Genomic DNA, 26,123 nt, shown 5'->3' on the forward strand with positions numbered 1-26,123 from the left:
TTCACCCCCGCCGAGATCCGGGTTCGCAACGCGCGAGATCCGGGTTACCCACGCGCGAGATCCGGGTTCACCACCGCCGAAATCCGGGTTACTCACCGCCGAGATTCGGGTTACTCACCGCCGAGATCCGGGTTCGCCACCGCGCCAGAACTGGTGCGGTGGCGAACCCGGATCTGAGCCGTGGCGAACCCGGAAGTCGAGCGTGGTGAACCCGGAAGTCGAGCGTGGTGAACCCGGAAGTCAGGCGTGGTGGCAGGCCACGAAGTGACCCGACCCGACGCCGTCCTCGCGGACCACCTCACGCAGCTGTGGCTCGGTGGTGGCGCACTTCTCGGTGGCGAGCGGGCAGCGAGTGCGGAACCGGCAGCCCGAGGGCGGGTTGAGCGGCGAGGGCAGCTCGGCCGTGGTGGCGGTGACCTTGTCGGCGCCACCGGCCAGGTGGGCCTCGGGCACCGAGGCGAGCAGCAGCTGGCTGTACGGGTGCCGGGCCTGGGTGGCCAGGTCACCCGAGGGCACGATCTCGCAGACCTTGCCCAGGTACATCACCATGATCCGGTCGCTGATGTTCTTCACCACCGCCAGGTCGTGGGCGATGAAGACCATCGAGAGCCGGTAGCGCTTCTTCGTCTCCTCCAGCAGGTTGAGGATCTGTGCCTGCACCGAGACGTCGAGGCTGGAAACCGGCTCGTCGCAGATCAGCAGCTCGGGGTCGAGCATCAGCGCCCGCGCGATGCACAGCCGCTGGCACTGACCGCCCGAGAGCTCGTGCGGACGCCGGTCCCAAACCGACTCCGGGTCCAGGCCGACGGCCGAGAGCACCTCACGGATCTGGTCGTCGGTGACCTGCTCGCCCCGGATCCGCGGCCCCTCGGCGACCAGGTCCTTGACCCGACGGCGCGGGTTCAGGGACGAGACCGGGTCCTGGAAGATCATCTGCATCCCGGCCCGCTTGGTGCGCAGCTCCCGCTTGGAGATGCCGGTCAGCTCGACCCCGCGCAGCTGCACCGACCCGCCGGTCGGCGGCGGCAGCTGCATCAGGGCGCGGCCAGCACTGGATTTGCCGCAGCCCGACTCCCCCAGGATCCCCAGGGTCTCCCCGTCGATCACGTCGAAGCTGATCCCCGACACCGCGTGCACGGTGCCGCCGCCCTTGGCGGGGAACTCCACCGTGAGCCCCTCGACGCTGAGCACCTGGTCCTCGCCGCGCAGGTGCAGCGTCCCCGTTCCTGCCATCAGAGCACTCCCGTCCGGTGAGTCGTTGAAGCCGGTACGCCGGCCGAGCTGAGGTTCACCGGGTGGTGGCAGGCGAACCGGTGTGCGGGGTCCCCCGGCACAGGGTCGAGCGCGGGCATCACGTCGAGGCAGTCGGCGGCGGCGTACCGGCACCGGGCAGCGAAGCGACACCCTGCGGGTGGGCGCAGCATGTTCGGCGGGGCGCCGTCGATGGCGTCGAGCCGCAGGTGCGGCGCCAGCTCCAGCCGCGGGATCGCGGCCAGCAGCGCCTCGGCGTAGGGGTGGTGCGGAGCCGCGAAGAGCGAGGCCGCCGGAGAGGTCTCGACCACCCGGCCGGCGTACATCACGGCGACACGATCGGCCCGGCCCGCGACCACGCCCAGGTTGTGGCTGATCAGGATGATCGCCATCCCGAGCTCGGCCTGGAGCCGGTCGAGGAGGTCGAGGATCTGGCGCTGGACGGTGACGTCGAGCGCCGTGGTCGGCTCGTCGGCGATCAGGAGGTCGGGCTCGTTGGCCAGCGCCATCGCGATCACGACGCGCTGGCGCATGCCGCCCGACATCTCGTGCGGGTACTGGTCGATGCGTCGCTTCGGGTCGGGGATGCCGACCTGAGCGAGCAGCTCCAGCGCCCGCTCGCGGGCCTCGGCACGCCCCAGACCGCGGTGCTTGCGGACCGTCTCGGTGAGGTGCGTGCCGATCTTCTTGACCGGGTTGAGGGCCGTCATCGGGTCCTGGAAGACCATCCCGATCCGGCTCCCCCACAGCTCCCGCATCTGGGCGGGCTTGAGGCTGTGCAGGTCGATCCCGTCGAACTCGACGGTGCCTCCGATGGTGGTCACCGGGCCGTTGGTGTGCAGCCCCATGATGGTGCGGCCCAGCACCGACTTGCCCGAGCCGGACTCGCCGACGATGCCGAGCATCTCGCCCTTGGCCAGGGTCAGGGAGACCCCGTCGACGGCGTGCAGGTCACCGCGGCCGGTGTGGATGGTGGTGCGCAGGTCGTTGACGACGAGCAGCGGGCGGGAGCCGCCGGCCGCGGACGCCGGGTTCTTCCCGGTCGAGGGGGTGAGTGGTGTGGTCATCAGAGCCTCACAGCTTCGCGGCACGGGAGTCGAAGCGCTTGCGCGCCTTCTCGCCGAGCAGGTTGAAGGAGAACACCGTGGCGAAGAGCACCGCTCCGGGCACCAGCACGATGTGGGGGTAGTTCTTGAACGCGTCACCCTCGCCCTCGGAGATCATGTTGCCCCACGACGGGCTGGGCGCCTGGATGCCCAGACCGAGGAAGCTCAGCGACGCCTCGGCGACGATCAGCACCGAGACCATGACCATCGCGTACGACGCCAGCGGAAGCACCACGTTGGGCACGATCTCGCGCAGCATCACCCGGCCGCTGGAGGCCCCCATCGACTTGGCGGCGAGGACGAACTCGCGCTGGGCGAAGGTCAGGGTGCTGGCCCGTGCCATCCGGATCATGCTCGGCAGGGCGAGCAGGGACAGTGCCATCGCGATGTTCGGCAGGGTCGGCTTGAGCACGGTGGCCAGCGCGATCATCAGGATCAGCGGCGGGACCGCGAGCAGCGAGTTGGTGAAGATGCCGGTGATGGTGTCCACGGCGCGGCGGAAGTAGCCGGCCAGGACGCCGATCACGCCGCCGACGACGAGGCCGATCAGCACCGCGCCGATCGAGACGACCAGCGAGGCGCGGGCACCGTAGATCACCCGGGCGAGCAGGTCGAGGCCGAAGTTGTTGGTCCCCAGCGGGTGGGAGCTGAACAGGTCCGGCGGGGCGTTGGGCGGCGACGTCATCGCCTTGGTGAGGTCTTGGGACTCCCCCAACGGCAGCAGCGGCGCGAAGATCGCGGCGAGCACGAGGACGACGAGCCAGGTGCCGCAGATCCACGACATCAGGTCGAAGTCGCGGCCGAACCGGACCCGGCCCAGCTCGGCGCCACCGGTGTAGGCCACGCCGAGGCCGATCAGGACGATCAGCAGCTGCAGCCAGCCGCTCCCGGGGTGGATGCTGACGCCGACGATCGCGACGACCAGGCCCACGACGAGCAGGATCAGGCCACGGCCGCGTGAGGCGGGCTTGCGGGCGAGGTTGCCCCCGGCCGCGGCGGCCGGGACCTCGATCTCGGATGCGGCGGCCGCCATCGGCCGCTCGACGGTGTCAGACATGTGCCCTCCGGGTGCGCGGGTCGAGGTAGCCGTAGGAGAGGTCGATGACGGTGTTGACCGCCACGTAGATGACCGCGATGACGAGCACCGCGCCCTGGACCATGACGAAGTTGCCGGTGCTGGCAGCACCGATGACGAGCGAGCCCATGCCCGGCAGCGCGAACAGGTACTCGACGATGATGGTGGAGCCGATCAGGCGGCCCAGGCTGATCCCCATCAGGGTGACCAGCGAGAACGACGAGGGTCGCAGGGCGTCGCTGAACAGGATGTGGACGGTGCCCATCCCCTTCGCCTTCGCGGCCAGGATGTAGTCCTCGTTGAGGGTGGTGATCAGGTCGTTGCGCAGCACCCGGGTGAACATCGCGGTCTCGGCCAGCGCGATCGTGAGCGCCGGCAGGAACGCGTGATAGAGGTTCTGCCCGATCCCGTCGGAGAGTCGACCCCACTGGGCCCGCGGGAACCAGCCGAGCTGGTTGGCGAAGACCATGATGATCAGCAGGCCGGCCAGGAAGCTGGGCACCGACAGGATGCCGAAGGTGCCGGCGCTGATCGCCCGGTCGAGGCGGCCACCGGCGCGGTACGCCGAGATCATCGCCAGCGGGATCGAGATCAGCAGCGCCATCGCCATGCCGAGCACGGCGAGCTCGACGCTGACCGGCAGCGCCCCCTTGATCCGGTCCGCCACATCGACGTACGGCGGCGTGATCGAGGTGCCGAGGTTGCCGGTGACGGCGTTGCCCAGCCAGTGCAGGTAGCGGGTGAAGAGCGGGTCGTTGAGCCCGAGGTCGGCGCGCACAGCGGCGTACTCGGCGGGGCTGCGGCCCTCGCCGAGCACCGAGACCGCGGGGTCGCCGGGCATCAGCGAGACCAGCATGAAGGTGCCGAAGCTGACGATCAGGAGCACCGCGATGAGCTCGCCGACCCGCTTGCCGATCGTGCGCCAGGCCATCACGCCGCCCCGCCGTTCTCGTCGGTGGCGGCGGTGGTGGCGGCGTCGAAGACGACGACGGCACGGGCCAGCGCCCCGGCCCGCATCGCCTCGAACCCGGCGGCGGTCTCCTCCAGCGTCAGCCGGTCCGAGATCAGCGCGTCCAGCTCGAGGCGGCCCTGGGTGTAGAGGTCGGCCAGCATCGGGATGTCCTCGGTGAACCGGTTGGCTCCCATCAGGAGGCCCTGGACGCCCTTGGCCTGGGTGACCAGCGGCAGCCCGGGCAGGGCCAGCTCCTCGCCCACCGGCGGGATGCCGACCACCCAGGCGGTACGCCCGGGAGCGATCATCGCGACGGCCTGGGCGACGGTGGTCGAGCGGCCGACGACGTCGAAGGCGTGGTCGACCGGGCCGACCAGGGCGGTGACGGCGGCGACCGGGTCACCGGCGCTCGCGTCGACCACGTCGGTGGCGCCAAAGGTACGGGCCAGGTCGAGCTTGGCCGGGGCAACGTCGACCGCGACGATCCGGGCGGCACCGGCCAGGCGCGCTCCCTGGACCACGTTGAGGCCGACTCCCCCGACCCCGATCACGGCGACCGTCTCGCCGGGACGGACCTGGGCACCGTTGATCGCGGAGCCGACCCCGGTGATCACGGCGCAGCCGAGCAGGCCGGCCCGGTCGGCGGGTACGTCGGCGGCGACCTCGACCACCGAGGTGCGGTGCAGCACGGTGGCCTCGGCGAGTCCGCCGAGCCCGGCGACCTGGCCGACGGGGGTGCCGTCGGCGCGGCGCAGGCGTGGACGCGGGCGCTCGGCCCGACCCAGGTCGTGACGGCGTACGCAGATCCACGGACGCCCCGCCCGGCAGGCGGCGCAGGTGCCGCAGAACATCGACAGACAGGCCACCACCCGGGCGCCGACGGCGAGGTCGGTGACGGCCGAGCCGACCGCCTCGACGACGCCGGCGATCTCGTGGCCGAGGACTGTCGGCATCGTGGTCGGCAGGGTGCCGTCCAGCATGTGCAGGTCGCTGTGGCACAGCCCGCAGGCGAGCACCCGCACCCGGACCTCATCGGGCTCGAGCCGGGTATCGAGCTCGAGCTCCTCGATCGCCAGTCCCCCAGGTGCGTCGGTCAGAACGGCCGCCCGCACCACGATCGTCTCTTCGGTCGTCATTCGCTCTCCTCATTCACGGATGATGCTTGCCGAGCATATAGCGTTTAGGCATACTCCGAACAAACATATTTCACGATGCGGCACTCGATCCGCAGCAGAAGCGAGGCATGAGCATGGAATCGAAGGACCTGATCGACGTCGGCGGCACCTGGACCACCCCGCACGGGACCGAGCGGCTGACGCTGGTCGACCCGCGCTCGGGTGAGGAGTTCGCCGAGGTGGTCCTGGCCGACGAGACCGACATCGACACCGCCGTCGCCGCCGCCCGCCGGGCCTTCGACTCCGGCCCGGCCTGGCCGCTCGCCGACCGGCTGGCCACCCTGCGCCGGCTCGCCGACCTGATCGAGGAGCGCACCGAGCTCTTCGCCGAGACCATGTCGGCCGAGATGGGCGCCCCGGCCGCCTTCGCCCGGATGGTCCACGTCGGCGGCTCCCTGGGCACGCTGCGCACCACCATCGCCCTGGCCGAGGCGTACCCGTTCCGCGAGCCGCTCGGCCCCTCCACCATCGTCTCCGAGCCGGTCGGCGTGGTCGGGGCGATCACGCCGTGGAACTTCCCGCTGCACCAGGCCCTGACCAAGATCGGGTCGGCGGTCGCGGCCGGGTGCCCGGTCGTACTCAAGCCCGCCGAGAACACCCCGTTGACGGCGTACCTGCTCGCCGAGGCCGCCATCGACGCCGGGTTCCCGACGGGCTGGCTCAGCGTGCTGGCCGGTCGTGGTCCCGTCGCCGGCGCCGCGCTGGCGGCCCACCCCGACATCGACATGGTCTCCTTCACCGGCTCCACCGGCGTCGGCAAGGCGATCGCCGGGGCCGCCGCAGCGAACCTGACCCGCTACTCCCTCGAGCTCGGCGGCAAGTCGCCCGCGGTGATCCTCGACGACCTCGACGACGCCGGCTTCGCCAACGCGGTGCGCTCGGGGCTCGGGTTCTGCCTGTTCAACTCCGGCCAGACCTGCGCCGCCTGGACCCGCCTGGTCGTGCCCGAGGCGCGCTACGACGACACGGTGGCGCTGGTGCGCGAGATCGCCGCCGACTACGTGCCCGGGGAGAACCTCGGGCCGCTGGTCTCGGCGTTGCAGTGGGACCGCGTCAGCGCCCACCTCCAGCGGGCCGTCGAGGACGGCGCCGAGGTGGTCTACGGCGACCCGCACGTGGCGCGTCCCGAGCGCGGCTTCCACCTCGCCCCGGTGATCTTCGGCCGGGTCACCCCGCAGATGCGGCTGGGCCAGGACGAGGTCTTCGGGCCGGTGCTGGCCATCCAGACCCACACCGGCGACGACGACGCCGTGGCGATCGCGAACAGCACGGCGTACGGCCTGTCCGGAGCGGTCTTCGCCGCCGACGAGGAGCGCGCGATCGCCGTCGCCGACCGGATCCGCTCCGGGGTGGTCCACATCAACGGCCTCAACACCAACCAGTCGGCGCCCTTCGGCGGCTTCAAGTCCTCGGGCATCGGACGCGAGTACGGCCGCTGGGGCATCGAGGAGTTCCTCGAGGTCAAGTCGATCCAGCCGCCGGCGCGCGGCTGACCGCGGCGCCGGGAGGAGCGCTCATGCGTGAGGTGGATGCCATCGTCGTCGGCGCCGGGTTCTCCGGGCTCTACGCCGTCCATCGGCTGCACGGCCGCGGGCTCAGCGTGGCCGGGTTCGAGGCCGCCGAGGGTCCGGGCGGCACCTGGTACTGGAACCGCTATCCCGGCGCCCGCTGCGACATCGAGTCGCTCTACTACTCCTACTCGTGGGACGTGGACCTGCTCCACGAGTGGGAGTGGTCCGAGCGCTACGCCGCCCAGCCCGAGATCCTCGCCTACCTGGAGCACGTCGCCGACCGGCACGACCTGCGCCGCCACTTCCGGTTCGGCACCCGGGTGACCAGTGCCGTCTTCGACGAGGACGCCGAGCGCTGGGAGGTGGTCACCGACGCCGGCGAACGCGTCCGCGGCCGCCACCTGGTGCTCGGCGTCGGGCTGCTCTCGCAACGGGCCACGCCCGCGATCGAGGGACTCGACGACTTCGCCGGCGAGGTGCTGCACACCGGCGCCTGGCCGCACCACCCGGTCGACCTGACCGGACGCCGGGTCGGCGTGATCGGCACCGGCTCCTCGGGGATCCAGGCGATCCCCCACCTGGCCGAGCAGGCCGCCCACCTGACCGTCTTCCAGCGCACGCCGAGCTTCTCCATCCCCGCGCGCAACGGCGCTCCCGATCCCGAGGCGGTACGCCGTCGCCGCGAGCATGCCGCCGAGGTGACCGCCCAGGTGCGGAGCTCGTCGTACGGCATCCTGCTCGACGTGCCGACCCAGTCGGCCCTCGACGTCAGCGAGGCCGAGCGGACGGCGACCTACCACCGCCGCTGGGAGTCGGGCACGCTCACCGGGATCCTGCAGGCCTACACCGACCTGGTCCGCAACGCCGAGGCCAACGCGACCGCGTCGGACTTCATCCGCGACCGGATCGCCGAGATCGTCGAGGACCCCGACACCGCCGAGGACCTCAGCCCGCGGACCTACGCCTACGGCACGAAACGGCCGTGCCTGGACACCGGCTACTACGCGACGTACAACCGCGACGACGTCACCCTGGTCAACCTGCGCCGTACGCCGATCACCCGGATCACCCCGACCGGGGTGCGCACCGCCGGGCCCGACGGCGAGGTCACGCACGAGCTGGACACGCTGGTGCTGGCGACCGGGTTCGACGCCCAGACCGGCCCGCTGCTCGCACTCGACCCGGTCGGCCGCGACGGGCTGCGGCTCTCCGAGCACTGGGCGCACGGGCCGCGCAGCTTCCTCGGCCTGATGGTCGCGGGCTTCCCGAACCTCTACACGGTGTGCGGACCCGGTAGCCCCTCGGCGCTGTCCAACGCGGTCGTCTCGATCGAGCAGCACGTCGAGTGGGTCGACGACCTGATCGCCCACCTCGACGGCACCGCCATGAGCACCGCCGAGCCGACCAGCGAGGCCGAGGAGACCTGGAGCGCGCACGTCGCCGAGGTCGCCGGCCACACGCTCTACCCGCAGACCGACTCCTGGCTGATGGGCGCCAACGTGCCCGGCAAGCCGCGCGTCTTCCTGCCCTACATCGGGGGTGTGGGTGCCTACCGGGCCCGCTGCGACGCGATCGCGGCCGACGGGTATCCGGGTCTGCGCCTCACCTAGCCGAGATCCGGGTTCGCCACCGGCGAGATCCGGGTTCACCACCGGTGAGATCCGGGTTCACCACCGGCGAGATCCGGGTTCACCACCGGCGAGATCCGGGTTCACCACCGGGAGTCCGTTCGTGCGCCCTCGGGCCGCAACACGCCGATCCCGTCGGCGTGGCCCCCGGATCGGGCGCTGGAACGGGACGCGCGCACCACGACGTACGACCGCGTGTGAGCAATCCGGAACTCGCGCGTGGTGAACCCGGAACTCGCGCGCGGTGAACCCGGATCTCACCGGTGGTGAACCCGGATCTCGCGCGTGGTGAACCCGGAAGTCGGGGCATGACAGAGGGCCTCCCCGCCGAAGCGGGGAGGCCCTCCGTGATCACCGTTGTGTCACCACCGGTTCACTGTCAGCCCTTCCGGGCCTAGCCGACAGCCCTTGCGGGCCGGACTGTCAGCCCTTCCAGGCCTTGCCGAGCAGAACGATGGAGTTCATCCCGCCGACGACGCCGTGGACCTTGCTGTTCCAGGCGTTGTACTCGGCCACCGCACCCCAGTTGAGGTAGGAGACCTGCTCGTTGCTGAGCTGCTGGATCTGGTCCATGATCTTCTTCTGCTCAGCCGGGTCCGCGGCCGCCTTGAACTGCTCGAGGAGCTTGTCCATCTCCGGGCTCGTGGCCATGCCGAGGTTGGCCGGGCTCTTGGAGTCGGTGGTGGAGTACATCTTCGAGAACGGGTCGCCCTCGCGGAAGCTCAGACCCCAGCCGGAGAAGTCGTAGTCGTGGTTGACCGCGACCTTGGCGATGGTGTCGGCCACCGTACGGTCCAGGCTGAGCTCGACCTTGAAGCCGACGGCCTCCAGGTTCGCCTTGACCACGAGCGCGATCGCCCGCGAGACGGGGTCGGACTGGTCGCTGTAGGTGATCTTGCCGTCGTACCCGTCGGCCTTGGCCTCGTCGAGGAGCTTCTTGGCGGCGGTCGGGTCGTAGGCCAGACCCTCGGTCGCGCCGTGCCACTGCGAGTACGACGGGAAGATGGTCGATCCAGCCAGACCGTGCCCCTCGGTGGAGCGCTCGCGGATCAGGTCGGTGTTGATCGCCAGCGCCATCGCCTTGCGGACCCGGACGTCGTGACCGGGGTGGCCGTCCTCGGCGTTGATCACCGCGACGTTGCTGGCCGCGACCAGGTTCATGTACCCGCTGGTCTTGGCGTCGAGCAGCTTGTCGACCTTGTCGGGGTCACGCATGAACGCGATGTCGACGGCGCCGCTGGTGAGCGAGTCGGCCGAGGTCTGCTGGTCGGAGAGGAAGACCGAGCGGACCGAGGCCAGGTGCGGCTTGCCGTCCCAGTACGTCGGGTTGGCGTTGAGGATCATCTCCTCCTGCGGCTTCCACGACCCGAACGTGAACGGACCCGCGCCGACCGGCTTGAACGTACTGCCGGCGTCGGAGGCCTTGCCCACGATCATGCCCGGGCCGGTGCTGAGGATGCTCGGGAAGAGCACCCACGGGCCGTTGAGCTTGTAGACCACGGTGGAGTCGTCAGGGGTGGAGATCGAGGCGACGTTGGCCGCCCACAGTGCCTTCTCCGGGCCGGAGTTGGTGACGTAGCGCTCCTGGCTCCACTTCACCGCGGCGGCGTCGAGGGTGCTGCCGTCGCTGAACTTCACGCCCTTGCGCAGCTTCAGGGTCCACTCGGAGTGGTCGCCGTTGGGGGTGAGGGACTCGGCCATCTCGGGGACGAAGCCCTTGGTGGCGGCGTCGTAGCGCATCAGGGTGTCGTAGACCGCGGCCATCTCGGTGCCACCGGTGGAGCCGGCGGCGATCGTCTTGGTCGGGTCGAGCGAGGCGGGCTCGGAGAACCCGGAGAAGGTGATGGTGCCACCGTCGACGGCGGTGCCGCCGGCGTCGGTGCCGATCATCCCCTCCACATAGGAGCGGGCCCCGGTGCTGGACGTGGAGGCCTTCGCCCCCGCGCCGCTGTCACTGGAGGACCCACAACCTGCGGCCAGCGACATGGTCGCCATCACTGCCATCACGGCCACGGAGGCGCGCACGTTACGTCGTTTCATCCCTACTCCTCGGGTAGTACCGGGCAGACCCGGAGAACTTCCCGAAACATATCTAATCGGAATAGTCCTGTCGAGCATATGACGATTGCAACTGTCAGTGAGTGGGACCTGACGCCATCGGATCGGGCTGACCACCGCGCACCAGACGCCCGGGCAGCTCCCCGGTCGCCTGCCCGTCGACGTACGTCACGACCCCGCTCACCACCGTGAAGCGGTAGCCGTCGGCCCGTTGCAGCAGCCGTCGACCGCCGGCCGGCAGGTCGTGGTGCATCTCGGGCTTGTGCAGCCGCAGCCCGTCGAGGTCGATCACGTTAAGGTCGCCCTTGTACCCCGGCTTGAGCAGACCGCGGTCGAAGAGACCGACCGCCTCGGCCGTGGCCCGCGACTGGCGCGACACGATGAACTCCAGGCCGATCCGGCCCTCGGCACGGTCCCGCACCCAGTGCTGGAGCAGCGTGGTCGGGAACGAGCCGTCGCAGATCGTGCCGACATGCGCGCCACCGTCGGAGAGGCCGGGGATGGTGTACTCGTGCACCAGCATCTCCCGGGCACCGTCGAGGCGTCCGTTGACGTAGTTGGAGAACGGGATGTACAGCATCCCGCGCCCACCGTCGGCGATCAGCAGGTCGTAGACGAACTCCTCCGGCGTCACCCCGGCACGCGCTGCCCGCCGCTCGATGGTCTGCTCCGGGTCGGGCTCGTAGTCCGGCGGGTCGCCGAGCTCGAACATCCGGACGAAGTCGTCGAGCATGTTCCCGCCGATGATGTTCGGCGGCTTGACCACACCCAGCTCCAGGATCCGGCGACGCCGCTCGGGGTCGCGCATCGCCTCGGCCTGCTCGGCCAGCGGCAGGTCGGCGATCTCCAGCCACGCCGGGTTCCCGGCGAACGGGTTGAGGGTGCAGTCCAGGCCGAGCAGGATCCCGATCCCCCGCGCCGCTACCTGGGCCCGCATCCGCAGCCCCTCGGCGTTGGCCCGGTCCAGGAACGCCAGCGCCTTGCGGAACCGGTCGGGGGCCGACGGGCTCTGCCCCAGCGAGAACGACATCGGCCGCCCGGCCGCGCGCGCCATCGTGGCGATCAGCTCGAAGTCGGTGTCGATCGTGTCGTCGTCCCAATCGGTGACCAGCTGGAGCACCCCGGCTCCGGTCTCACCGATCGCCCGGGAGATCTCGGCGAGCTCAGCGATCCCGGCGGCGTACGACGGCGTCAGATCGCCCGCCCTGGTCTTGTGGTTCAGCGTGCGCGAGGTGGAGAACCCCAGCGCACCGGCCCGCACCGCCTCGGCGGCGAGCTTCGCCATCAGGGCGACCTCCTCGTCGGTGGCCTGGGCGTGGGCCGCCGCCCGCTCCCCCATCGCCCGCACCCGCAGCGCCGCGTGCGGCACCTGGGCGGCGAAGTCGAGGTCGTGGGCACGCCGCTCGAGGGCGTCGAGGTACTCCGGGAAGCTCTGCCAGTCCCAGGCCAGCCCCTCGGTGAGCGCGACACCGGGGATGTCCTCGACACCCTCCATCAGCGCGACCAGACGCTCGTGGTCACGCGGCACCGCCGGGGCGAAGCCGACCCCGCAGTTGCCCATCACCACGGTGGTGATGCCGTGCCACGAGGACGGCTGCAGGTACGAGTCCCAGGTCGCCTGCCCGTCGTAGTGCGTGTGCACATCGACGAAGCCGGGGGCGACGACGGCGCCGTCGGCCTCGATCTCACGGTGCCCGCGGCCGGTGACCCGGCCCACCTCGGTGACGACACCGTCGGTGATCGCCACGTCGGCGCTACGGCGGTCCTCGCCGGTGCCGTCGACCAGGACTCCTCCGCGGACGACAAGGTCATGCTCAGCCATCAGACTTCTCCACTCGGTAGCGCAACAGGGTGATCTCGGACTCGGGGACGTCGCAGAAGACAGGCACCACCCGGGCACCCACCCGCAGGTCGGCGACGTCAGTGTCGACCAGCTCGGTGCTGAACCGCGGGCCCTCGTCCCACTCGACGACGGCCAGCAGCTGCGGCACGGCGTCGGCCCACGGCGGCGCTGTCGGACGCTCGGCGACGGTGAAGGTGTAGAGCGTCCCGGCGCCGCTGATCTCGCGCCACTCCAGGTCGTCGGCGAGGGTGCCCGGCGCCAGGGTGCGGGGGTAGAAGACCCACTGCGAGGCCGAGGGCGAGAACTGGATCAGGATCCGATGCTCGGCCAGCGCGTCCCAGAACGGCCGCGAGACCGGGGTCGGCTCGGGCAGCGGCTTGGGCTCGATCGGCGCCGTGGTGCCGTCGTTGCTCGGCGTACCCATCGCACTCACTCCCCTGCCAGGAGCAGGGCGACCTGCTCGCTCATGATGCCGCCGTTGCCGGTGACGAAGGCCGTGTCGCACGCGGCCACCTGGGCCTGGCCGGCCCTGCCCATCACCTGCCGGGCGGCGTCGACGACATGGTGCATCCCGCCGGCCATCCCGGCCTGACCGAAGGAGAGCTGCCCACCGGCGGTGTTGACCGGGAAGTCGCCGCGGAAGGTGAGGTCGTGCTCGTGCAGCCAGCTCATCACCTCGCCCTTGGGACAGAAGCCGGCGTCCTCCAGGGTCATCGCGACGGTGACCGTGTAGCAGTCGTAGATCGAGGCCATGTCGACGTCTGCGCGGGTCAGCCCCGCCATCGAGAACGCGGTCTCGGCCGCCCGCGCGATCGGCGTGCGGACCAGGTCGTCGGCATACGTCGGGGTCTTGAACGCGACGTGCTCGCCGAACCCCTTCACCCACACAGGCCGATGCCGGGTACGCCGAGCCAGCTCGGGCCCCACGATCAGCACGCCCGCACCGCCCTGGACCCGCATCACCACCTCCAGCATGTGCAACGGGTCGGCGATCATCGGGCTGTCCAGGACGTCGGCGACCGTGATCGGCTTGCCGTGGAAGACGGCGCCGGGGTGGGCGCACGCGTTGGTGCGCTGGTCCACGGCGATCTTGGCCGTCGCGGTCGGGTCGTAGCCGAACTCGGCGGCGTAGCGCTGCGCGATCTGGGCGTAGGGGCCGTTCTGTCCGACGTTGCCGTACGGGATCTCGAACTCGGCCTGCGGCGAGCCGAAGGTGTTGCTCGAGGCACCGAACCAGCCCGGATCGGGCTGGGGGCGCCGGGTCGAGCGCGGCACCATCAGCGAGCCGGGCACCACGCAGAGCACCGCCTCGCAGATGCCGAGCTCGATCGCGGCGGCGGCGCGCCAGATCATCCCGGCAGCGGTGGCGCCGCCGAGGTCGACGCGCTCCCCGAAGTCGAGCGGCAGACCGAGGTACTCCGACAGGGTCGCCGGGGCGAACATCGCCGACTCCCCGATCCCGTGGGTGACCAGGCCGGTGACGGTCGAGGCGGGCAGCCCGGCGTCGTCCAGGGCCATCTTCGCCAGTAGCGCGTACTGGTCCAGGGTGAACAGCTCGGGCCGGGTCTGGCGACGCTCGGCCGGCAGCTCGGCGATCCCGACGATCGCGGCCTCGCCGCGCAGCCCCATCAGAGCGCTCCGGCCGGGCCACGGCGCGGCAGCACCACCACGGCGGTGCCCGGCATCAGCACGTCCCCACCGCGGGTGGCGGCCAGGTCCAGCTCGACGCGGGTCTCGGCCGGGTCGGTGGCGTCGATCGCGGTGACGGTGCCGGAGAAGGTCAGCTCCTGACCGGGGAAGGCCACCGCGCGGTTCTGCGCGGAGAAGGTGACCAGCCGGCCACCGGGGCCGATCCAGTCGGTGACGGCCCGGGCCAGCAGCGCGGCCTGGAGCGGCCCTTGGACCAGCACGTCGTCGTAACCCTCCTTCTCCCGTGCCCAGGTCTTGTCGTAGTGGATCCGGTGGGCGTTGTACGTCGCCGCGCTGAACAGGAACATCTGGGTCTCGTCCACGCTCACCCGCAGCGGGGTGACGACGTCGCCGACCTGCACGTCCTCGAGGTGCACCTGGCCGCTCATGGGCGCGCGATCATCGACGTCGAGGCGGTCGCGACGAGCTCGTCGCGCTGATTGGTGTACGTCGTGCGCCAGGTGACGAGCACGAACGGACCCGAGCGGCCCTGCTTGTCGACGATCGACTCGATCGTGCGGACCATCGTGATCGTGTCACCGTGGTAGCACGGCGCCAGGAACGTGGTGGACTCCCCGCCGGCCATCCGGCGCGGGGCGTCGGGGAAGGCGAGGTTGCCCGAGGCCGCACCCGAGGACCCATCGGCCCGCAGGTCGCCCATCGGGGTGACCCCGAGGATCGCGTACTGCACGTAGAGGGGCGGTGCGACCACATCGTCGTACCCGGCGGCGCGGGCGGCGTCGGTGTCGAACCAGAGCGGGTTGAGGTCGCCGACGGCTGCGGCCCAGCGCTGCCAGTCGCGGCGGTAGACGTCACCGGTCGCCGTCGCGGCGACGGTGCCGACCCGGGCGGCGACCTCGGGCGGGATCAGTGAGGGGGCCGCAGTCGTCGCACTGCTGGTGAGATTCATGGCACTCCTGGTTCAGGGTCAGGCGATCTGGTGGTCGGTGACCAGGCCGCGGGCAACCAGGTCGTCGTAGGTGGCCTCGTCGTAGCCGAGCACCTCGCGGTAGACGTAGGCGTTGTCCTGGCCGAAGCCGGGCACCGGACGCCCGAAGGCCAGCTCGAAGTCGTCGCTGCGCCAGGGCTGGCCCGGGTAGAGATGCGTGCCGATCGCGGGGTGGTGGCGCTCGCGGAACCAGCCGCGCTCGACCAGGTGCGGGTCGGTGAGCAGTCGCGGCTCCGACATCACCTCACCGGCCGGCACGCCGGCCCCCTGGAGCAGGTCGACGGCGTCGGCCGGCTCCCGGTCGGCACACCAGGCGGTGAGTGCCTCCCGGATCCCTGCCGCGTTCGTACGCCGCTGCCCGGCGCCGGCCCCGAGGGCGGGGTCGAGGGCGTCACCGAGCACGGTACACAGGCCGCGCCAGTCACGGTCGTCGCGGATCGAGACGGCTACCCAGCGGTCCTGGCCCGCGGCCGGGACGACGCTCTGGACGACATGCGGGTCGGCGTTGCCGAGCACCTCGGGGTCACGGTCGTTGACCTGGCGGTCGAGCACGTACTCGCCGATCTCGGCGATCACGTTCTCCGCCTGGGCGAACTCGATCAGGCCGCCGCGACCGGTGCTCTCGCGGTCCCACAGCGCTGCCATCACGGCGAAGGCCAGCCCGGCCGGTGCCGCCTCGTCCATGTGGTAGTTCTCCCCCGCAGAGTCGGGCTCCTCGCCCTCGTAGCCGTCCATCGCGGCGATCCCGACCAGGGAGTTGAAGTTCGGCCCGTAGCCCAGGTAGTCCGAGATCGGTCCGGTGGTGCCCAGCGGGGGCATCCGGGCCACGATCAGGCGCGGGTTGACCTCCAGCAGCGTGTCGGGGTGCAGGTCGAGCTTCTCCAGCACGCCGTTGGAGTTGTTCTCCACCAGCACGTCGCTGACCGCGACCAGGTCGAGCAGCGCCTGGTGGCCCTCGGGTGTGTCCAGGTTCATGCAGGCCGAGAGCTTGTTGCGGGCGTGCCAGTTGAACACCGCGGAGCGGTCGTAGGGCCGCTCGCCCGGGTCCTTCTCGGGGTAAGTGCCGCCGTGGTAACCGGTGGCCGCGATCGACTCCTTGGTCACCTTCGCCGAGACCTGGCGACTGAGCCGGTCGTTGCCCTCGACCCGGATCACCTCGGCGCCGAGGTCGCCGAGCAGGGCGGTCGAGCCGGGGCCGGACCAGACCACGGTGAGGTCGATGACCCGGATGCCGTCCAGGGGCAGGTCGCCGGTCGCGGTGGTGCTGGCGGTGCTGGCACTGCTGCCGCCGGTGGTGAGGTCGGGGTTCATGCGGGTACCTCCGTCGTCTGGTCGGTGGCGAACCCGGAACTCGACGGTGGCGAACCCGGATCTCGGCGGTGGGAAACCCGGATCTCGGCACGGATGGCGGCACCGTCCTGGTCGAGCGTCGGGGCGGTGCTGTGCAGGGCGAAGCCGCCCTCCATCCGCCAGGGCGCGCCGACGTACTCCAGGCGACCGGCGACCGGGTGGTCGGCCTCGACGAAGAGGCCACGCTCGCGGAAGTGCGGGTGGGCCAGCACCTCCGAGACCGCCAGGTAGGCGGTGATCGGGATCCGGGCGGCCTCGGCGGCCTCCATCACCTCGACCTTGGGCCGGGCGGCGAACCAGGCCGCGACGTAGGCGAGGAACTCCTCACGATCGGCGCCCTTGACCGTCTGCCGGTCGCAGAACCGCTCCCGGAAGTCGGCGTCGTCGGCGGCGATCAGGTGCACCAGCCGGTTCCAGAAGGCCTGGTTGGTGACGTACACCATCACGAACCCGTCGGCGGCCCGGAACGGACCGGTGAAGGTCGCGCCGTGGCGGTGCGGACTGCGCGCACCCCGGGGCGCGGTCATCCCCGAGTAGGCGGCACTGAGCAGGTACGACGCCCGCCGGTCGGCCCCCGAGAGCAGCACCTCCTGCCCCGAGACGTCCAGGGTCGCGCCTCGGCCCGTGCGCCGCGCCCGCAGCAGCGCCGCCATCGTGGCCGCACCGGCACTGCGACCGACGGTGTAGTGCTCCAGCAGACCGGGCTTGCGCAGCGGCTCCCGGTCGGCCTGGCCGGTGGCGTTCATCGGGCCGCCGGCGGCCTGCAGAGTGAGGCCGGTGGCCTCCCGGTCACGGTAGGGACCGGTCTGGCCGAAGGCACTGATCCGGGTCACCACCAGGGCCGGGTTGAGCTCGCGCAGCACGTCGGGGCCCAGCCCCAGACGCTCCAGGTGCCCGGGCCTGAAGGACTCCACCACCGCGTCGGCGGTGCGGACCAGGTCACGCAGCACCTCACGGTCGCCCTCGTCGGTGAGGTCGAGGGCGATGGAGCGCTTGTTGGTGTTCAGGTGCAGGAAGAGGGCGCTGCGCTCGGCGTCGGCGACGTCGTCGGGGAACGGCCCCCAGGCCCGGGTGAGGCTGCCGGTGCCGGGCCGCTCGACCTTGATCACCTCGGCCCCGAAGTCGGCGAAGAGCTTGGTGGCGAACTCGCCGGCTACCCAGCGGGAGAGGTCGAGGACCCGCAGTCCCGACAGCACCTGACGCTCAGCCATGACGCACCTCCTCCGTGACCGGCGCGACCAGGGCGTCGGCCAGCCAGCCCGCCGCGACCAGGCCACCGCCGCCGAGCACGCCCAGCTCCCGGGCCCGCTCGGACCACAGGTGCAGGTCGGTCTCCAGCACGTAGCCCATCCCGCCGTGCAGCTGGTGGGCGTCCAGACTGGCCCGGCGCGCTGCGGCTGCGGCCTGCATCACCGCGATCGCCGTACGCCGCTCCTCGACTCCCCCACGGCCCAGCCAGGCGGCCGCGCTGTGGCTGGTCAGGCGTGCTGCGGCCAGCGCGATCCGCATGTTCGCGACCAGGTGCTGGGCGGCCTGGAACGACGCGATCGGGCGGCCGAACTGCTCGCGGGTGAGGGTGTACTCCACGGTCCGGTCCACGATCGCCTCGGTGACGCCGACGAGCTCGAGGCAGCCGATCACCTGGAGCGCCTGGGCCACCCGGGCGAGGTCGTCGGGGTCCAGACCGGCGCCGGCGCCGAGGACCTCGTCGGCACCGAGCACCGCCTCGACCGCGACCGCCGCGTGGCGGTCACCGGCCGTGGTCGGACGCTCCTCGCAGACGGTGGCGGCGGGAGGGAGCAGGACACCGAGCACGGTGCCGTCCTCGGTGAGCGCGGTCGCCAGGATCAGGTCGGCCAGGTCGGCGTCGACCACGTCGGGCAGGCTGCCGGCCACCCGCCAGCCCTCGCCCTCGCGGGTGGCCCGCAGCCGCGGGGTGAGGTCACGGGTGTCGCTCGGCGACGCCAGCACGGCGACACCGCGCAGGTCGCCGGCGGCCAGCGCCGGCAGCAGCCGGCCCCGCTGGTCGGGTCCGGCGAGCTCGCCGAGGGCGTAGGCCAGCCCGATCGTGCCGAGCACGACCGAGGGGCACAGCGCCCGGCCCGCCTCGACGGCGACCACGCCGACGTCGCTCAGGGTGCCGCCGGCACCGCCGTGCTCCTCGGGCACGGCGATCCCGCAGATCCCGGCGCCGGCCAGACGCTCCCACAGGCCGCGGGGGAACCGGTCGGCCCCGGGCTCGCGCAGGGCCCTGACGTCGGTGGTGGACCAGTGCGTGCCGAACAGGGCGCGCAGCATCGCGGCCAGGTCACGCTCTTCGGTGGTCGGAACGAGTCTCATCGCACTTCCTTCAGCGTCCGTAGGAGGGCATCGCGTCGCCGCGCTGTGCGATCACGTCGCGCAGCACCTCATTGGCTCCGGCGCCGAAGCGGAGCAGCGGGGCGGCCCGGTAGAGCCGCTCGAAGCGCCCCCGGTCCGGGGCGCCCGGGCTGCGGTAGGCCAGCAGCCCGTCGGGGCCGAGCAGGTCGAGGGCGACGGTGGCGATCCGCTGGCGCAGCTCGCTGGTGAAGACCTTCTCGATGCTCACGTCGACGCTCGGGATGACCCCGTCGTCGAGCTTGGAGGAGGCCTCGTACCCCATCAGGGTCGCCGCCTCGACGTCCGCGTCCAGATCGGCCAGGAGACGACGTACGGCATCGGCGTCGGCGGGCCGGTGACCATCGCTGCGCGGCTGCTGGGCCAGCGCGATCAGGTCGTCGACGGCCCGGCGCAGGTCGCCGGCGTTGGTCAGCGCACCACGCTCCAGGTCCAGAGCGCCGGTGATGTAGCGCCAGCCCTGGTTGACCTCGCCGATCAGGTTGGTCGCGGGCACCCGGACGTCGTCGAAGAAGACCTCGTTGGTGCGGTAGCCCGACCAGGCGATCAGCGGGCGGATGGTCACGCCGGGGCTGTCGATCGGCACGATGATGACCGAGATCCCGCGGTGCCGGGGCGCGTCGGGATCGGTCCTGACGCAGAGCCACTCGTGGGTGGAGCGCTGGGCCCCGCTGTTCCAGATCTTCGAGCCGTTGATCACCCACTCCCCGGTCGCCTCGTCCAGCACCGCGCGGGTGCACAGGCTGGCCAGGTCGGTGCCGGCACCGGGCTCGGAGTAGCCCACGGCGCAGATCAGCTCACCGCGCGCGATCGGGGGCAGGAACTCCTGCTTGTTGGCCTCGGTGCCGTGCCGCATGATCATCGGCGCCACCGAGGTGACGGTGAGATCGGGGCCGGGCACGCCGGCGTACTCGAACTCGCTCATCAGGAGGTGCTGGTGGATCGGGCCGAGGCCGAGACCGCCGTACTCGACGGGCCAGTTGAGGCCGAACCAGCCCTGAGCGCCGATCGCGCGGCGGAAGGCGGCGACCTCGCCGCCGGGGTGCTCCAGGTCGTGCTCGGCCAGCTCGGCCCGCAGCTCCGGGGTGACATGGGCGGCGAGGAAGCCGCGCACCTCCTCACACCAGGCGCGCTGTTCCTCGTCGAGCTCGAACTCCACTAGTTCCTCCATTTTGAACTATTTCTATTCGGCATACGCATGCCACCAGAGAACCCCCTCGGCGTCAAGAGTCCTTTGCCCCCCTCCCCAGAAAACCAAGCGAATGCTAGGTTGGCTCCACACAGGGATTCCAGCCCAGCGGGAGAAGAGGGTCACCGATGACTGAACAGGCGTATATGGGGCCACACCTGGTGCCGGACGAGCCGGCCAGTCGGCCCTCCGTGCTGGCGCGCACCACCTGGATCCTCGAGCTCTTCCTGAGCAGCACCGAGACCTGGCTGCTGGAGGACATCGCCAGCGAGACCGGGCTCCCCCGCTCGACCGCGTTCCGCCTGGTCACCCAGCTGGTCGAGCTGGGCTGGCTGGTGCACGACCGTCGCGGCGGCTACCGGCTCGGCATCCGCGCCCACGCGCTGGGCGCGCGCACGATGGCCACCCAGGGCACCCACGAGTACGCCCAGCTGCGCTCGATCGCCGCGCCCCTGCTGACCCAGCTCCACCGCCGTGCCAACGCCGCGGTGCACCTCGGCGTGCTCGAGGGCGGCTACCTGTACTACCTCGACAAGATCGGCGGGATCGAGGCCGACCAGCTCCCCTCCCGGGTCGGCAACCGCGTGCTGGCCTACCACACCGCGATGGGCCGGGCGATGCTCGCGACACTGCCGCCCGAGGACGTCGACACGCTCTACCAGGCGGACCCTCCGCGCGGCCCGGTGCGCGACCTCAACCGCCTCCACCAGGAGCTCGCCAAGGCCCGCAGCCGCAACAACCTGGTCTTCGCCCGCGCCGAGGGCAACCAGTTCGCCGTGGCCGCCGTCGCCGCACCGATCCTCGGCCTGACCGACACCCGCGCCGTGATCGGCCTCTCTGCTCCGCCGCCGTTCCGGCCCGAGATCTTCGCGCCACTGCTGCTCTCGGCGACCCACCGGATCAGCGACGAGCTGCGCGCCCGGATCGCCCCGGCCGCCCTCGTCGGCGCCGGCTGAGCCCACGCCTGCCCTCCGATCGCAACCCCGTCGCAACCCGCTTCGCGACCCCCGTGCCGACCGGCGCGGGGGTCGCGGCGATTTACGGCAACGTCACACCAGGGGGTTGTGGATGTAACGCAGGTCACACTAGGTTCAACATCGGACATCTGATGTCTGGTCTCGGATCTGTTGCGTAGAGCCGAGCCCTTCCAACCCGTGCGTGTTGAAAGGAAGAGCCTTGTCCCAGTCCCCAGCGTTCCCGTCCCCCACCCGGCAGCGACGGCGCACCGCCGTCACCGCCGCCGGCATCGGCGCCCTGGCCCTGGCAGCGATCACCTCCACCGTCGCTGCCCCGGCCCACGCCGACGTCACCCCGTTCCCGACCACCACCACGCCGACCTCGGCCCCGGGCAGCTACACCAGCACGCTGCTGGCCAGCAACGGCGACAACGCCCTGGATGCCACCCTGGGCAAGTACTACCGGATCGTCGCCCTGGCCAACGTCGGCAACGGCGTGGTGCTCGCGGCGTACGACGGCAGGCCCAACGGCGGCGACTCCCCGGCCCCGAACTCGATCATCCAGCGCCGCTCCACCGACAACGGAGCGACCTGGGGCCCGCCGACGTACATCGCCCGCGGCCAGGTCGCCGGCACCTCGGGCACCGACGGACTCGCCTACGGCTTCTCCGACCCGAGCTACGTTGTGGACCACCAGACCGGCACCGTCTTCAACTTCCACGTCTACTCCAAGGACCAGGGGTTCAACGGCTCGGCGCTGGGCAACGACGACACCAACCGCCAGGTGATCAGCACCGAGGTCTCGGTCTCCACCGACGGCGGCCTGACCTGGTCCACCGATCCGACCCGCCAGCCCGCACTGCCCACGCCGACGTCGTACGCCGCCGGCAGCACCTACGCCGGGTTCGCCGGCCCGCTGATCACCAGCACGGTCAAGCCGGTCGGCTCGACCGTCAACGGGGTCGCCAACGTCGGCGGCGTCTACGGCGAGTTCGCCACCTCCGGGGAAGGCATCCAGCTGCAGTACGGCGCCCACGCGGGCCGTCTCATCCAGCAGTTCGCCGGCACCATCGTCCAGCCCAGCGGCTCGACCGCGATCCAGGCCTACAGCGTCTACTCCGACGACCACGGCGCGTCGTGGCAGATGGGCACCCCGGTCGGCACCGGGATGGACGAGAACAAGGTCGTCGAGCTCTCCGACGGCACCGTGATGCTCAACGTCCGCGACCACGCCGGCAGCGGCTACCGCAAGGTGGCCCGCTCCACCGACGGCGGCCAGACCTGGGGCGCGGTCACGTCGGACACCACCCTGATCGACCCGACCAACAACGCCGGCATCACCCGGATGTACCCCGACGCCGCGCAGGGGTCGGTCGACGCGAAGAAGCTGCTCTTCTCCAACGCCGCCTCCACGTCGAGCCGGGTCAACGGCACGGTGCGCTACTCCTGCGACGACGGCACCACCTGGAGCACGTCGCGCCAGTTCAAGTCGGGCGCGATGTCGTACTCGACCCTGACCGCCCTGGACGACGGCACCTTCGGCCTGCTCTACGAGGGCGACAGCAACGCGATCACGTTCGCGAAGTTCGACGCCGCCTGGCTGAGCCCGGTCTGCGCCACCGCCACCGCCTCGGCGGTCTCGCTGGCCAACGGCGGCACCGGCACGGTCTCGGTGACGGTGACCAACAAGGACTCCGTCACCCTGGCCGCGGGCACCGTGGCGCTGGGCGAGAAGCTCGACTGGAGCGCTCCGTCGGTCGCCGTACCGGCGCTGGCTCCGGGTGCCTCCACGACGGTGTCGCTGAGCCTCACCTCGCCGTCGTACCTCAAGGCCGGCACCGTCTCGGTGCCGTTCACCTACACCACCGGCACCTCGACGATCGCGATGACGTCGACGGCGACGGTCACGGGCGGGGCGACCAGCTCCATCGTCGGGGCGCGGATCTTCGGTCAGCGCTACGACTCCGGGGTCAACCTCGCCACCAGCCCGTACGCCGCCGGCAGCACCGTGCCGTACGCCTTCCGGGTCTACTCCGCGGGCAACATCGCCGAGGCGGTCGTGCCGGTCTCGGGGAACCTCTCCCCGTTCGTGCCCTCGGGCACGGGCAACTGCCGCTACCTGTCGCTGGCGGTCGGGGCCGACTACCTGTGCGCGACGCCGAAGCACACCGTGACCGCGGACGAGGTGGCCCAGGGCTTCTTCGTGCCGAGCACGGTGTGGCAGGTGACCGGCACCGGGGCGACCACGCAGAACTACACGATCACCGGTGACGAGGTCGACCTGCTGGTCCGCAAGCCCGCCCTCACCCTCGCCATCCCCGCCGGCACCGTGACCGACGTGGACGGGGACGGCTACGCCAGCGTCGGCGACACCGTGACCTACACGGTGACGGTGAAGAACACCGGCAACGTCACGGTCACCGGCCTCGCCGGCGTCGCGGGGCTCTCGACCACCACCCTGGCGGCCGGTGCCTCGACGACGGCGACGGTGGTGCACACCCTCACCGCCAGCGAGATCAGCGCCGGCAAGGCCGACACCTTCCGGGTCGTGGCCACCGCGGCCAACGGCACGAAGGCGGTCTCGGAGGGCTACACCGCTGCGCCGGTGACGCTCACCGTGCAGTGACGGCACGCTGACAGGCCGGGGTCGGTCGCTCAGGCGGCCGGCCCCGTCCTACGTCTCCTCGCGAAAGCCGTGGCACGTCAGGGCAGGTACCCCACCCGACTCACCGGCTCCGGTGCCGCGGCCCGGCGTGAGCCCAGCGTCCGCAGACCGTCGAGCAGAGCGGTGCGCAGCTCGCGGGGGTCGATGATGTCGTCGTACGTCGCGGTGGCGGCGAGCTGCCACGGCCCGGAGGCCTGGGCGGAGACCAACGCGTCCCGGGTAGCGTCGTCGGCCCCCGAGGTCGCGGCTCCGACGCCCGCCGGGATCCCGCCCAGGGTGACGCCGGGGAACGCCAGCGACAGGCTCTGCCCCCCGAAGGCGTTCTGCCCCATGATCGAGCTGCCGAACCCGAACGCCTTGCGCAGCGTGACGTGGATCTTCGGCCCGGCGGCACGGTGCTGCGCGGCGAACATCCGGGCACCCGAGCGCAGGATCCCGGCCCGCTCGGAGGCCGATCCGGCCAGCACCCCCGGGTTGTCGGCGAGCTGGATCAACGGCAGGTGGAAGGCGGCGGCCCGCTCGACGAAGCGGGCGCCCTTCTCGGCGGCGTCGACGTCGATCGCGCCGCCCCGGACCGCAGGCTGGTTCGCCACGATCGCGACCGGCTCCCCACCCAGGCGCCCCAGGGCGGTGAGCATCGCGGTGCCGTACGCCGGCGCCAGCTCGTACAGCGAGCCCGCATCGACCAGCTCGGCCAGGACCGCGCGCATGTCGTAGGGCCGTCGTGGGTTGGGCGGGATGATCTCCAGCAGCCGGTCGAGCGAGCGAGGCCCGACATCACGAGAGTCGCCGGCCACCGGCGGCCACTGCCAGGCACTCGAGGGCAGGTAGGACAGGTAGCGCGCCACCGCGGCGACCCCGTCGGCATCGCTGCCGACCACCTGGTGCACCACCCCGGAGGCCTCGGCGTGCACCGCGGCACCGCCCAGCGCCTCCTTGGTGACCTGCTCCCCCGTCGCGGCCGTCACCAGCGGTGGTCCGGCGGAGAACAGGCAGCCGGCCGGGTCGACCAGGATCACGTGATCGGCCAGTGGTGCCGCCAGCGCACTGTGCCCGGCGGCAGGACCGGCTACCAGCACGACCACGGGGACCAGTCCGGCCAGGTCCACCATCGCCTGCAGGTCGTTGGGTGCGGGTCGGTGCGGGGTGAGGGCGTTGGTGGCGCGATGCCCGGCACCCTCCAGGATCAGCACGACGGGCACCCGCTCCCTCCCGGCGAGGTGAAGGATCCGGGCGCGCTTGGTCGCTCCGGCGGTGCCGATCGAGCCACCGGCGACGGTGACGTCCTCGGCGCCGACGTAGACCGGGCGGCCCGCGACCAGGCCCTGACCGGCGACGAACCCGTCGGCGGCGTGCCCCTCGGTGCCGGCCAGGACGCCGAGCTCGACGAAGCTGCCCGGGTCGCACAGCGCCGCGATCCGGCTCCGGGCGTCGAGCCGCCCGTGCTGGCCGGCCGCCGTCGCCGCAGCGGCCCGACGGGCCACCTTCGCGGCCCCGCCCATCGCGGCACCGGCCTCACGGCGTACGGCGAGGTCGGCGAGCAGGCCCGTCCAGCCGTCGCGGTTCTCGACGGCCTCGGAGCCGGCTGCGCCGTCGGCAGCGCTGTCGGCAGCGCGCGGAGTGGTCACGACGGCGAGGCCGCCACCTCGGCCGGCGTCGGAAGCGCCTCGATGAAGAGCCCGGTGGCGGTCACGGTGCGCTCGCCGTCGCACTCGATCCAGCCCTCCATCCAGGTCTTGCGACCCTCGACCCGGGTGATCCGGGAGCCGAGCCGGAGCGGCACGTCGAGCGGCGTACGACGGCGGTAGGTGACGTCCAGGTTGGCGGTGTAGGCCCGGCGGCCCTTGGACTGGATCACGATGCCGAGGATGCAGTCCATCAGCCAGGCCGACAGCCCGCCGTGCAGGTGCTCGCGCGGTCCCTCGTGCCGGGCGTCGGCGCAGAAGTCGGCCTGGGCGCCGTCACCGTCGGCGTCGAAGTGGACCTCCAGCGGGATGCCGAACGGGTTCATCGCCGCCAGCCGGAACGGACGGCCCTCGGCCACCGCGGCGCCCGGGGAGTCGAACGGTGCCCGGATCACCCGCGGCCGGGTCGCGGCGGCCAGCCGCCCACGCAGTGCCGCCAGCTCGGCGGTGACGGCGGCCAGCTCGGCCTCGTCGACGTCGGTGGTGCCTGCGGCCAGGACCATCGCCCGCGCCTCCTCGATCAACCCGGACAGGGTCGGGGCGTCGGCGGGGTCGGCGGTTTCCAGGACGATCGACACGGGGGTTCCTCCACAGGGGTGATGAATGACTACGGCGGACGCTAGGCCCGCAGCGGTACGCCGACCCGCGCGCTCCCGCTGATCGGA

Annotated in this window: 21 protein-coding genes; 4 read left to right on the forward strand and 17 right to left on the reverse strand. The window is 71.6% G+C overall.

Annotated elements, in window-relative coordinates; all coding sequences use genetic code 11:
* Positions 1 to 240: 240 nt before the first annotated feature.
* From Q1V88_RS13815 to Q1V88_RS13835, 5 genes are read right to left on the reverse strand one after another with little or no spacing between them, the layout of a single operon-like run.
* Positions 241 to 1,233 (reverse strand): oligopeptide/dipeptide ABC transporter ATP-binding protein, encoded by a 993-nt coding sequence (locus tag Q1V88_RS13815; protein WP_300681869.1) that lies wholly within the window; start codon positions 1,231 to 1,233, stop codon positions 241 to 243.
* The gene (locus tag Q1V88_RS13820; protein ID WP_300681870.1) at positions 1,233 to 2,318 is read right to left on the reverse strand and encodes an ABC transporter ATP-binding protein; all 1,086 of its coding nucleotides are present in this window, start codon (positions 2,316 to 2,318) and stop codon (positions 1,233 to 1,235) included. Before Q1V88_RS13820 ends, Q1V88_RS13815 begins: the two co-directional genes overlap by 1 nt.
* A 7-nt stretch (positions 2,319 to 2,325) precedes the next feature.
* Entirely contained in the window at positions 2,326 to 3,414 is a 1,089-nt protein-coding gene (locus Q1V88_RS13825) for an ABC transporter permease (protein WP_300681871.1), read from the reverse strand.
* Positions 3,407 to 4,363 carry an ABC transporter permease gene (locus Q1V88_RS13830; RefSeq protein WP_300681872.1) on the reverse strand — a complete coding sequence of 319 codons (957 nt, stop codon included), beginning with the start codon at positions 4,361 to 4,363 and terminating at the stop codon, positions 3,407 to 3,409. Before Q1V88_RS13830 ends, Q1V88_RS13825 begins: the two co-directional genes overlap by 8 nt.
* Positions 4,363 to 5,520 (reverse strand): alcohol dehydrogenase catalytic domain-containing protein, encoded by a 1,158-nt coding sequence (locus tag Q1V88_RS13835; RefSeq protein ID WP_300681873.1) that lies wholly within the window; start codon positions 5,518 to 5,520, stop codon positions 4,363 to 4,365. The genes Q1V88_RS13830 and Q1V88_RS13835 overlap by 1 nt, the downstream gene beginning before the upstream one ends.
* A gap of 107 nt (positions 5,521 to 5,627) precedes the next feature.
* Between Q1V88_RS13835 and Q1V88_RS13840 the strand changes: the two genes are divergently transcribed.
* Positions 5,628 to 7,052 carry an aldehyde dehydrogenase family protein gene (locus Q1V88_RS13840; protein ID WP_300681874.1) on the forward strand — a complete coding sequence of 475 codons (1,425 nt, stop codon included), beginning with the start codon at positions 5,628 to 5,630 and terminating at the stop codon, positions 7,050 to 7,052.
* A 23-nt stretch (positions 7,053 to 7,075) separates the two neighbouring features.
* Positions 7,076 to 8,680: an NAD(P)/FAD-dependent oxidoreductase gene (locus Q1V88_RS13845; protein WP_300681875.1), complete on the forward strand. Its 1,605-nt coding sequence runs from the start codon at positions 7,076 to 7,078 to the stop codon at positions 8,678 to 8,680.
* Between the two features lie 441 nt (positions 8,681 to 9,121).
* On the opposite strand, the gene Q1V88_RS13850 is transcribed toward Q1V88_RS13845, so the two are convergent.
* From Q1V88_RS13850 to Q1V88_RS13895, 10 genes are all read right to left on the reverse strand, one after another.
* Complete coding sequence (locus Q1V88_RS13850; protein WP_300681876.1) at positions 9,122 to 10,738, reverse strand: ABC transporter substrate-binding protein; 1,617 nt, start codon at positions 10,736 to 10,738, stop codon at positions 9,122 to 9,124.
* Between the two features lie 94 nt (positions 10,739 to 10,832).
* Complete coding sequence (locus Q1V88_RS13855) at positions 10,833 to 12,578, reverse strand: amidohydrolase family protein (protein WP_300681877.1); 1,746 nt, start codon at positions 12,576 to 12,578, stop codon at positions 10,833 to 10,835.
* Entirely contained in the window at positions 12,571 to 13,023 is a 453-nt protein-coding gene (locus Q1V88_RS13860) for an OB-fold domain-containing protein (protein WP_300681878.1), read from the reverse strand. Before Q1V88_RS13860 ends, Q1V88_RS13855 begins: the two co-directional genes overlap by 8 nt.
* 5 nt (positions 13,024 to 13,028) lie before the next feature.
* Positions 13,029 to 14,228 (reverse strand): thiolase family protein, encoded by a 1,200-nt coding sequence (locus tag Q1V88_RS13865; RefSeq protein WP_300681879.1) that lies wholly within the window; start codon positions 14,226 to 14,228, stop codon positions 13,029 to 13,031.
* Positions 14,228 to 14,677 (reverse strand): MaoC/PaaZ C-terminal domain-containing protein, encoded by a 450-nt coding sequence (locus tag Q1V88_RS13870; RefSeq protein ID WP_300681880.1) that lies wholly within the window; start codon positions 14,675 to 14,677, stop codon positions 14,228 to 14,230. The genes Q1V88_RS13865 and Q1V88_RS13870 overlap by 1 nt, the downstream gene beginning before the upstream one ends.
* Positions 14,674 to 15,198, reverse strand: a complete 525-nt coding sequence (locus Q1V88_RS13875) for a MaoC family dehydratase N-terminal domain-containing protein (RefSeq protein WP_300681881.1) — start codon at positions 15,196 to 15,198, stop codon at positions 14,674 to 14,676. The genes Q1V88_RS13870 and Q1V88_RS13875 overlap by 4 nt, the downstream gene beginning before the upstream one ends.
* 18 nt (positions 15,199 to 15,216) lie before the next feature.
* The gene (locus Q1V88_RS13880) at positions 15,217 to 16,548 is read right to left on the reverse strand and encodes a CoA transferase (RefSeq protein ID WP_300681882.1); all 1,332 of its coding nucleotides are present in this window, start codon (positions 16,546 to 16,548) and stop codon (positions 15,217 to 15,219) included.
* Positions 16,545 to 17,798: a CoA transferase gene (locus tag Q1V88_RS13885; protein ID WP_300681883.1), complete on the reverse strand. Its 1,254-nt coding sequence runs from the start codon at positions 17,796 to 17,798 to the stop codon at positions 16,545 to 16,547. The genes Q1V88_RS13880 and Q1V88_RS13885 overlap by 4 nt, the downstream gene beginning before the upstream one ends.
* On the reverse strand, positions 17,791 to 18,927 hold the full coding sequence (locus tag Q1V88_RS13890; protein ID WP_300681884.1) for an acyl-CoA dehydrogenase family protein: 1,137 nt from the start codon (positions 18,925 to 18,927) through the stop codon (positions 17,791 to 17,793). The genes Q1V88_RS13885 and Q1V88_RS13890 overlap by 8 nt, the downstream gene beginning before the upstream one ends.
* Before the next feature lie 10 nt (positions 18,928 to 18,937).
* Positions 18,938 to 20,134, reverse strand: coding sequence for an acyl-CoA dehydrogenase family protein (locus Q1V88_RS13895; RefSeq protein ID WP_300681885.1), 1,197 nt, complete (start codon positions 20,132 to 20,134; stop codon positions 18,938 to 18,940).
* Between the two features lie 146 nt (positions 20,135 to 20,280).
* Between Q1V88_RS13895 and Q1V88_RS13900 the strand changes: the two genes are divergently transcribed.
* Positions 20,281 to 21,108: an IclR family transcriptional regulator gene (locus Q1V88_RS13900; RefSeq protein ID WP_300681886.1), complete on the forward strand. Its 828-nt coding sequence runs from the start codon at positions 20,281 to 20,283 to the stop codon at positions 21,106 to 21,108.
* Between the two features lie 220 nt (positions 21,109 to 21,328).
* Positions 21,329 to 23,734, forward strand: coding sequence for a sialidase family protein (locus Q1V88_RS13905; RefSeq protein WP_300681887.1), 2,406 nt, complete (start codon positions 21,329 to 21,331; stop codon positions 23,732 to 23,734).
* A gap of 77 nt (positions 23,735 to 23,811) precedes the next feature.
* Here the strand turns inward: Q1V88_RS13905 and Q1V88_RS13910 are convergent, their stop codons facing one another.
* Positions 23,812 to 25,401 carry a carboxyl transferase domain-containing protein gene (locus Q1V88_RS13910; protein ID WP_300681888.1) on the reverse strand — a complete coding sequence of 530 codons (1,590 nt, stop codon included), beginning with the start codon at positions 25,399 to 25,401 and terminating at the stop codon, positions 23,812 to 23,814.
* The gene (locus Q1V88_RS13915; RefSeq protein WP_300681889.1) at positions 25,398 to 26,036 is read right to left on the reverse strand and encodes a PaaI family thioesterase; all 639 of its coding nucleotides are present in this window, start codon (positions 26,034 to 26,036) and stop codon (positions 25,398 to 25,400) included. The genes Q1V88_RS13910 and Q1V88_RS13915 overlap by 4 nt, the downstream gene beginning before the upstream one ends.
* Positions 26,037 to 26,123: the final 87 nt, after the last annotated feature.

The sequence above is a fragment of the Nocardioides sp. genome, from assembly GCF_030150155.1.
Taxonomy (GTDB): Bacteria; Actinomycetota; Actinomycetes; order Propionibacteriales; family Nocardioidaceae; genus Nocardioides.

What these genes read in the sequence shown, in the direction of transcription:
- Q1V88_RS13815 (WP_300681869.1), bottom strand. Translation starts at nt 1,233, where the DNA reads ATGGCAGGAACGGGGACGCTGCACCTGCGCGGCGAGGACCAGGTGCTC.
- Q1V88_RS13820 (WP_300681870.1), bottom strand. Translation starts at nt 2,318, where the DNA reads ATGACCACACCACTCACCCCCTCGACCGGGAAGAACCCGGCGTCCGCG.
- Q1V88_RS13825 (WP_300681871.1), bottom strand. Translation starts at nt 3,414, where the DNA reads ATGTCTGACACCGTCGAGCGGCCGATGGCGGCCGCCGCATCCGAGATC.
- Q1V88_RS13830 (WP_300681872.1), bottom strand. Translation starts at nt 4,363, where the DNA reads ATGGCCTGGCGCACGATCGGCAAGCGGGTCGGCGAGCTCATCGCGGTG.
- Q1V88_RS13835 (WP_300681873.1), bottom strand. Translation starts at nt 5,520, where the DNA reads ATGACGACCGAAGAGACGATCGTGGTGCGGGCGGCCGTTCTGACCGAC.
- Q1V88_RS13840 (WP_300681874.1), top strand. Translation starts at nt 5,628, where the DNA reads ATGAGCATGGAATCGAAGGACCTGATCGACGTCGGCGGCACCTGGACC.
- Q1V88_RS13845 (WP_300681875.1), top strand. Translation starts at nt 7,076, where the DNA reads ATGCGTGAGGTGGATGCCATCGTCGTCGGCGCCGGGTTCTCCGGGCTC.
- Q1V88_RS13850 (WP_300681876.1), bottom strand. Translation starts at nt 10,738, where the DNA reads ATGAAACGACGTAACGTGCGCGCCTCCGTGGCCGTGATGGCAGTGATG.
- Q1V88_RS13855 (WP_300681877.1), bottom strand. Translation starts at nt 12,578, where the DNA reads ATGGCTGAGCATGACCTTGTCGTCCGCGGAGGAGTCCTGGTCGACGGC.
- Q1V88_RS13860 (WP_300681878.1), bottom strand. Translation starts at nt 13,023, where the DNA reads ATGGGTACGCCGAGCAACGACGGCACCACGGCGCCGATCGAGCCCAAG.
- Q1V88_RS13865 (WP_300681879.1), bottom strand. Translation starts at nt 14,228, where the DNA reads ATGGGGCTGCGCGGCGAGGCCGCGATCGTCGGGATCGCCGAGCTGCCG.
- Q1V88_RS13870 (WP_300681880.1), bottom strand. Translation starts at nt 14,677, where the DNA reads ATGAGCGGCCAGGTGCACCTCGAGGACGTGCAGGTCGGCGACGTCGTC.
- Q1V88_RS13875 (WP_300681881.1), bottom strand. Translation starts at nt 15,198, where the DNA reads ATGAATCTCACCAGCAGTGCGACGACTGCGGCCCCCTCACTGATCCCG.
- Q1V88_RS13880 (WP_300681882.1), bottom strand. Translation starts at nt 16,548, where the DNA reads ATGAACCCCGACCTCACCACCGGCGGCAGCAGTGCCAGCACCGCCAGC.
- Q1V88_RS13885 (WP_300681883.1), bottom strand. Translation starts at nt 17,798, where the DNA reads ATGGCTGAGCGTCAGGTGCTGTCGGGACTGCGGGTCCTCGACCTCTCC.
- Q1V88_RS13890 (WP_300681884.1), bottom strand. Translation starts at nt 18,927, where the DNA reads ATGAGACTCGTTCCGACCACCGAAGAGCGTGACCTGGCCGCGATGCTG.
- Q1V88_RS13895 (WP_300681885.1), bottom strand. Translation starts at nt 20,134, where the DNA reads ATGGAGGAACTAGTGGAGTTCGAGCTCGACGAGGAACAGCGCGCCTGG.
- Q1V88_RS13900 (WP_300681886.1), top strand. Translation starts at nt 20,281, where the DNA reads ATGACTGAACAGGCGTATATGGGGCCACACCTGGTGCCGGACGAGCCG.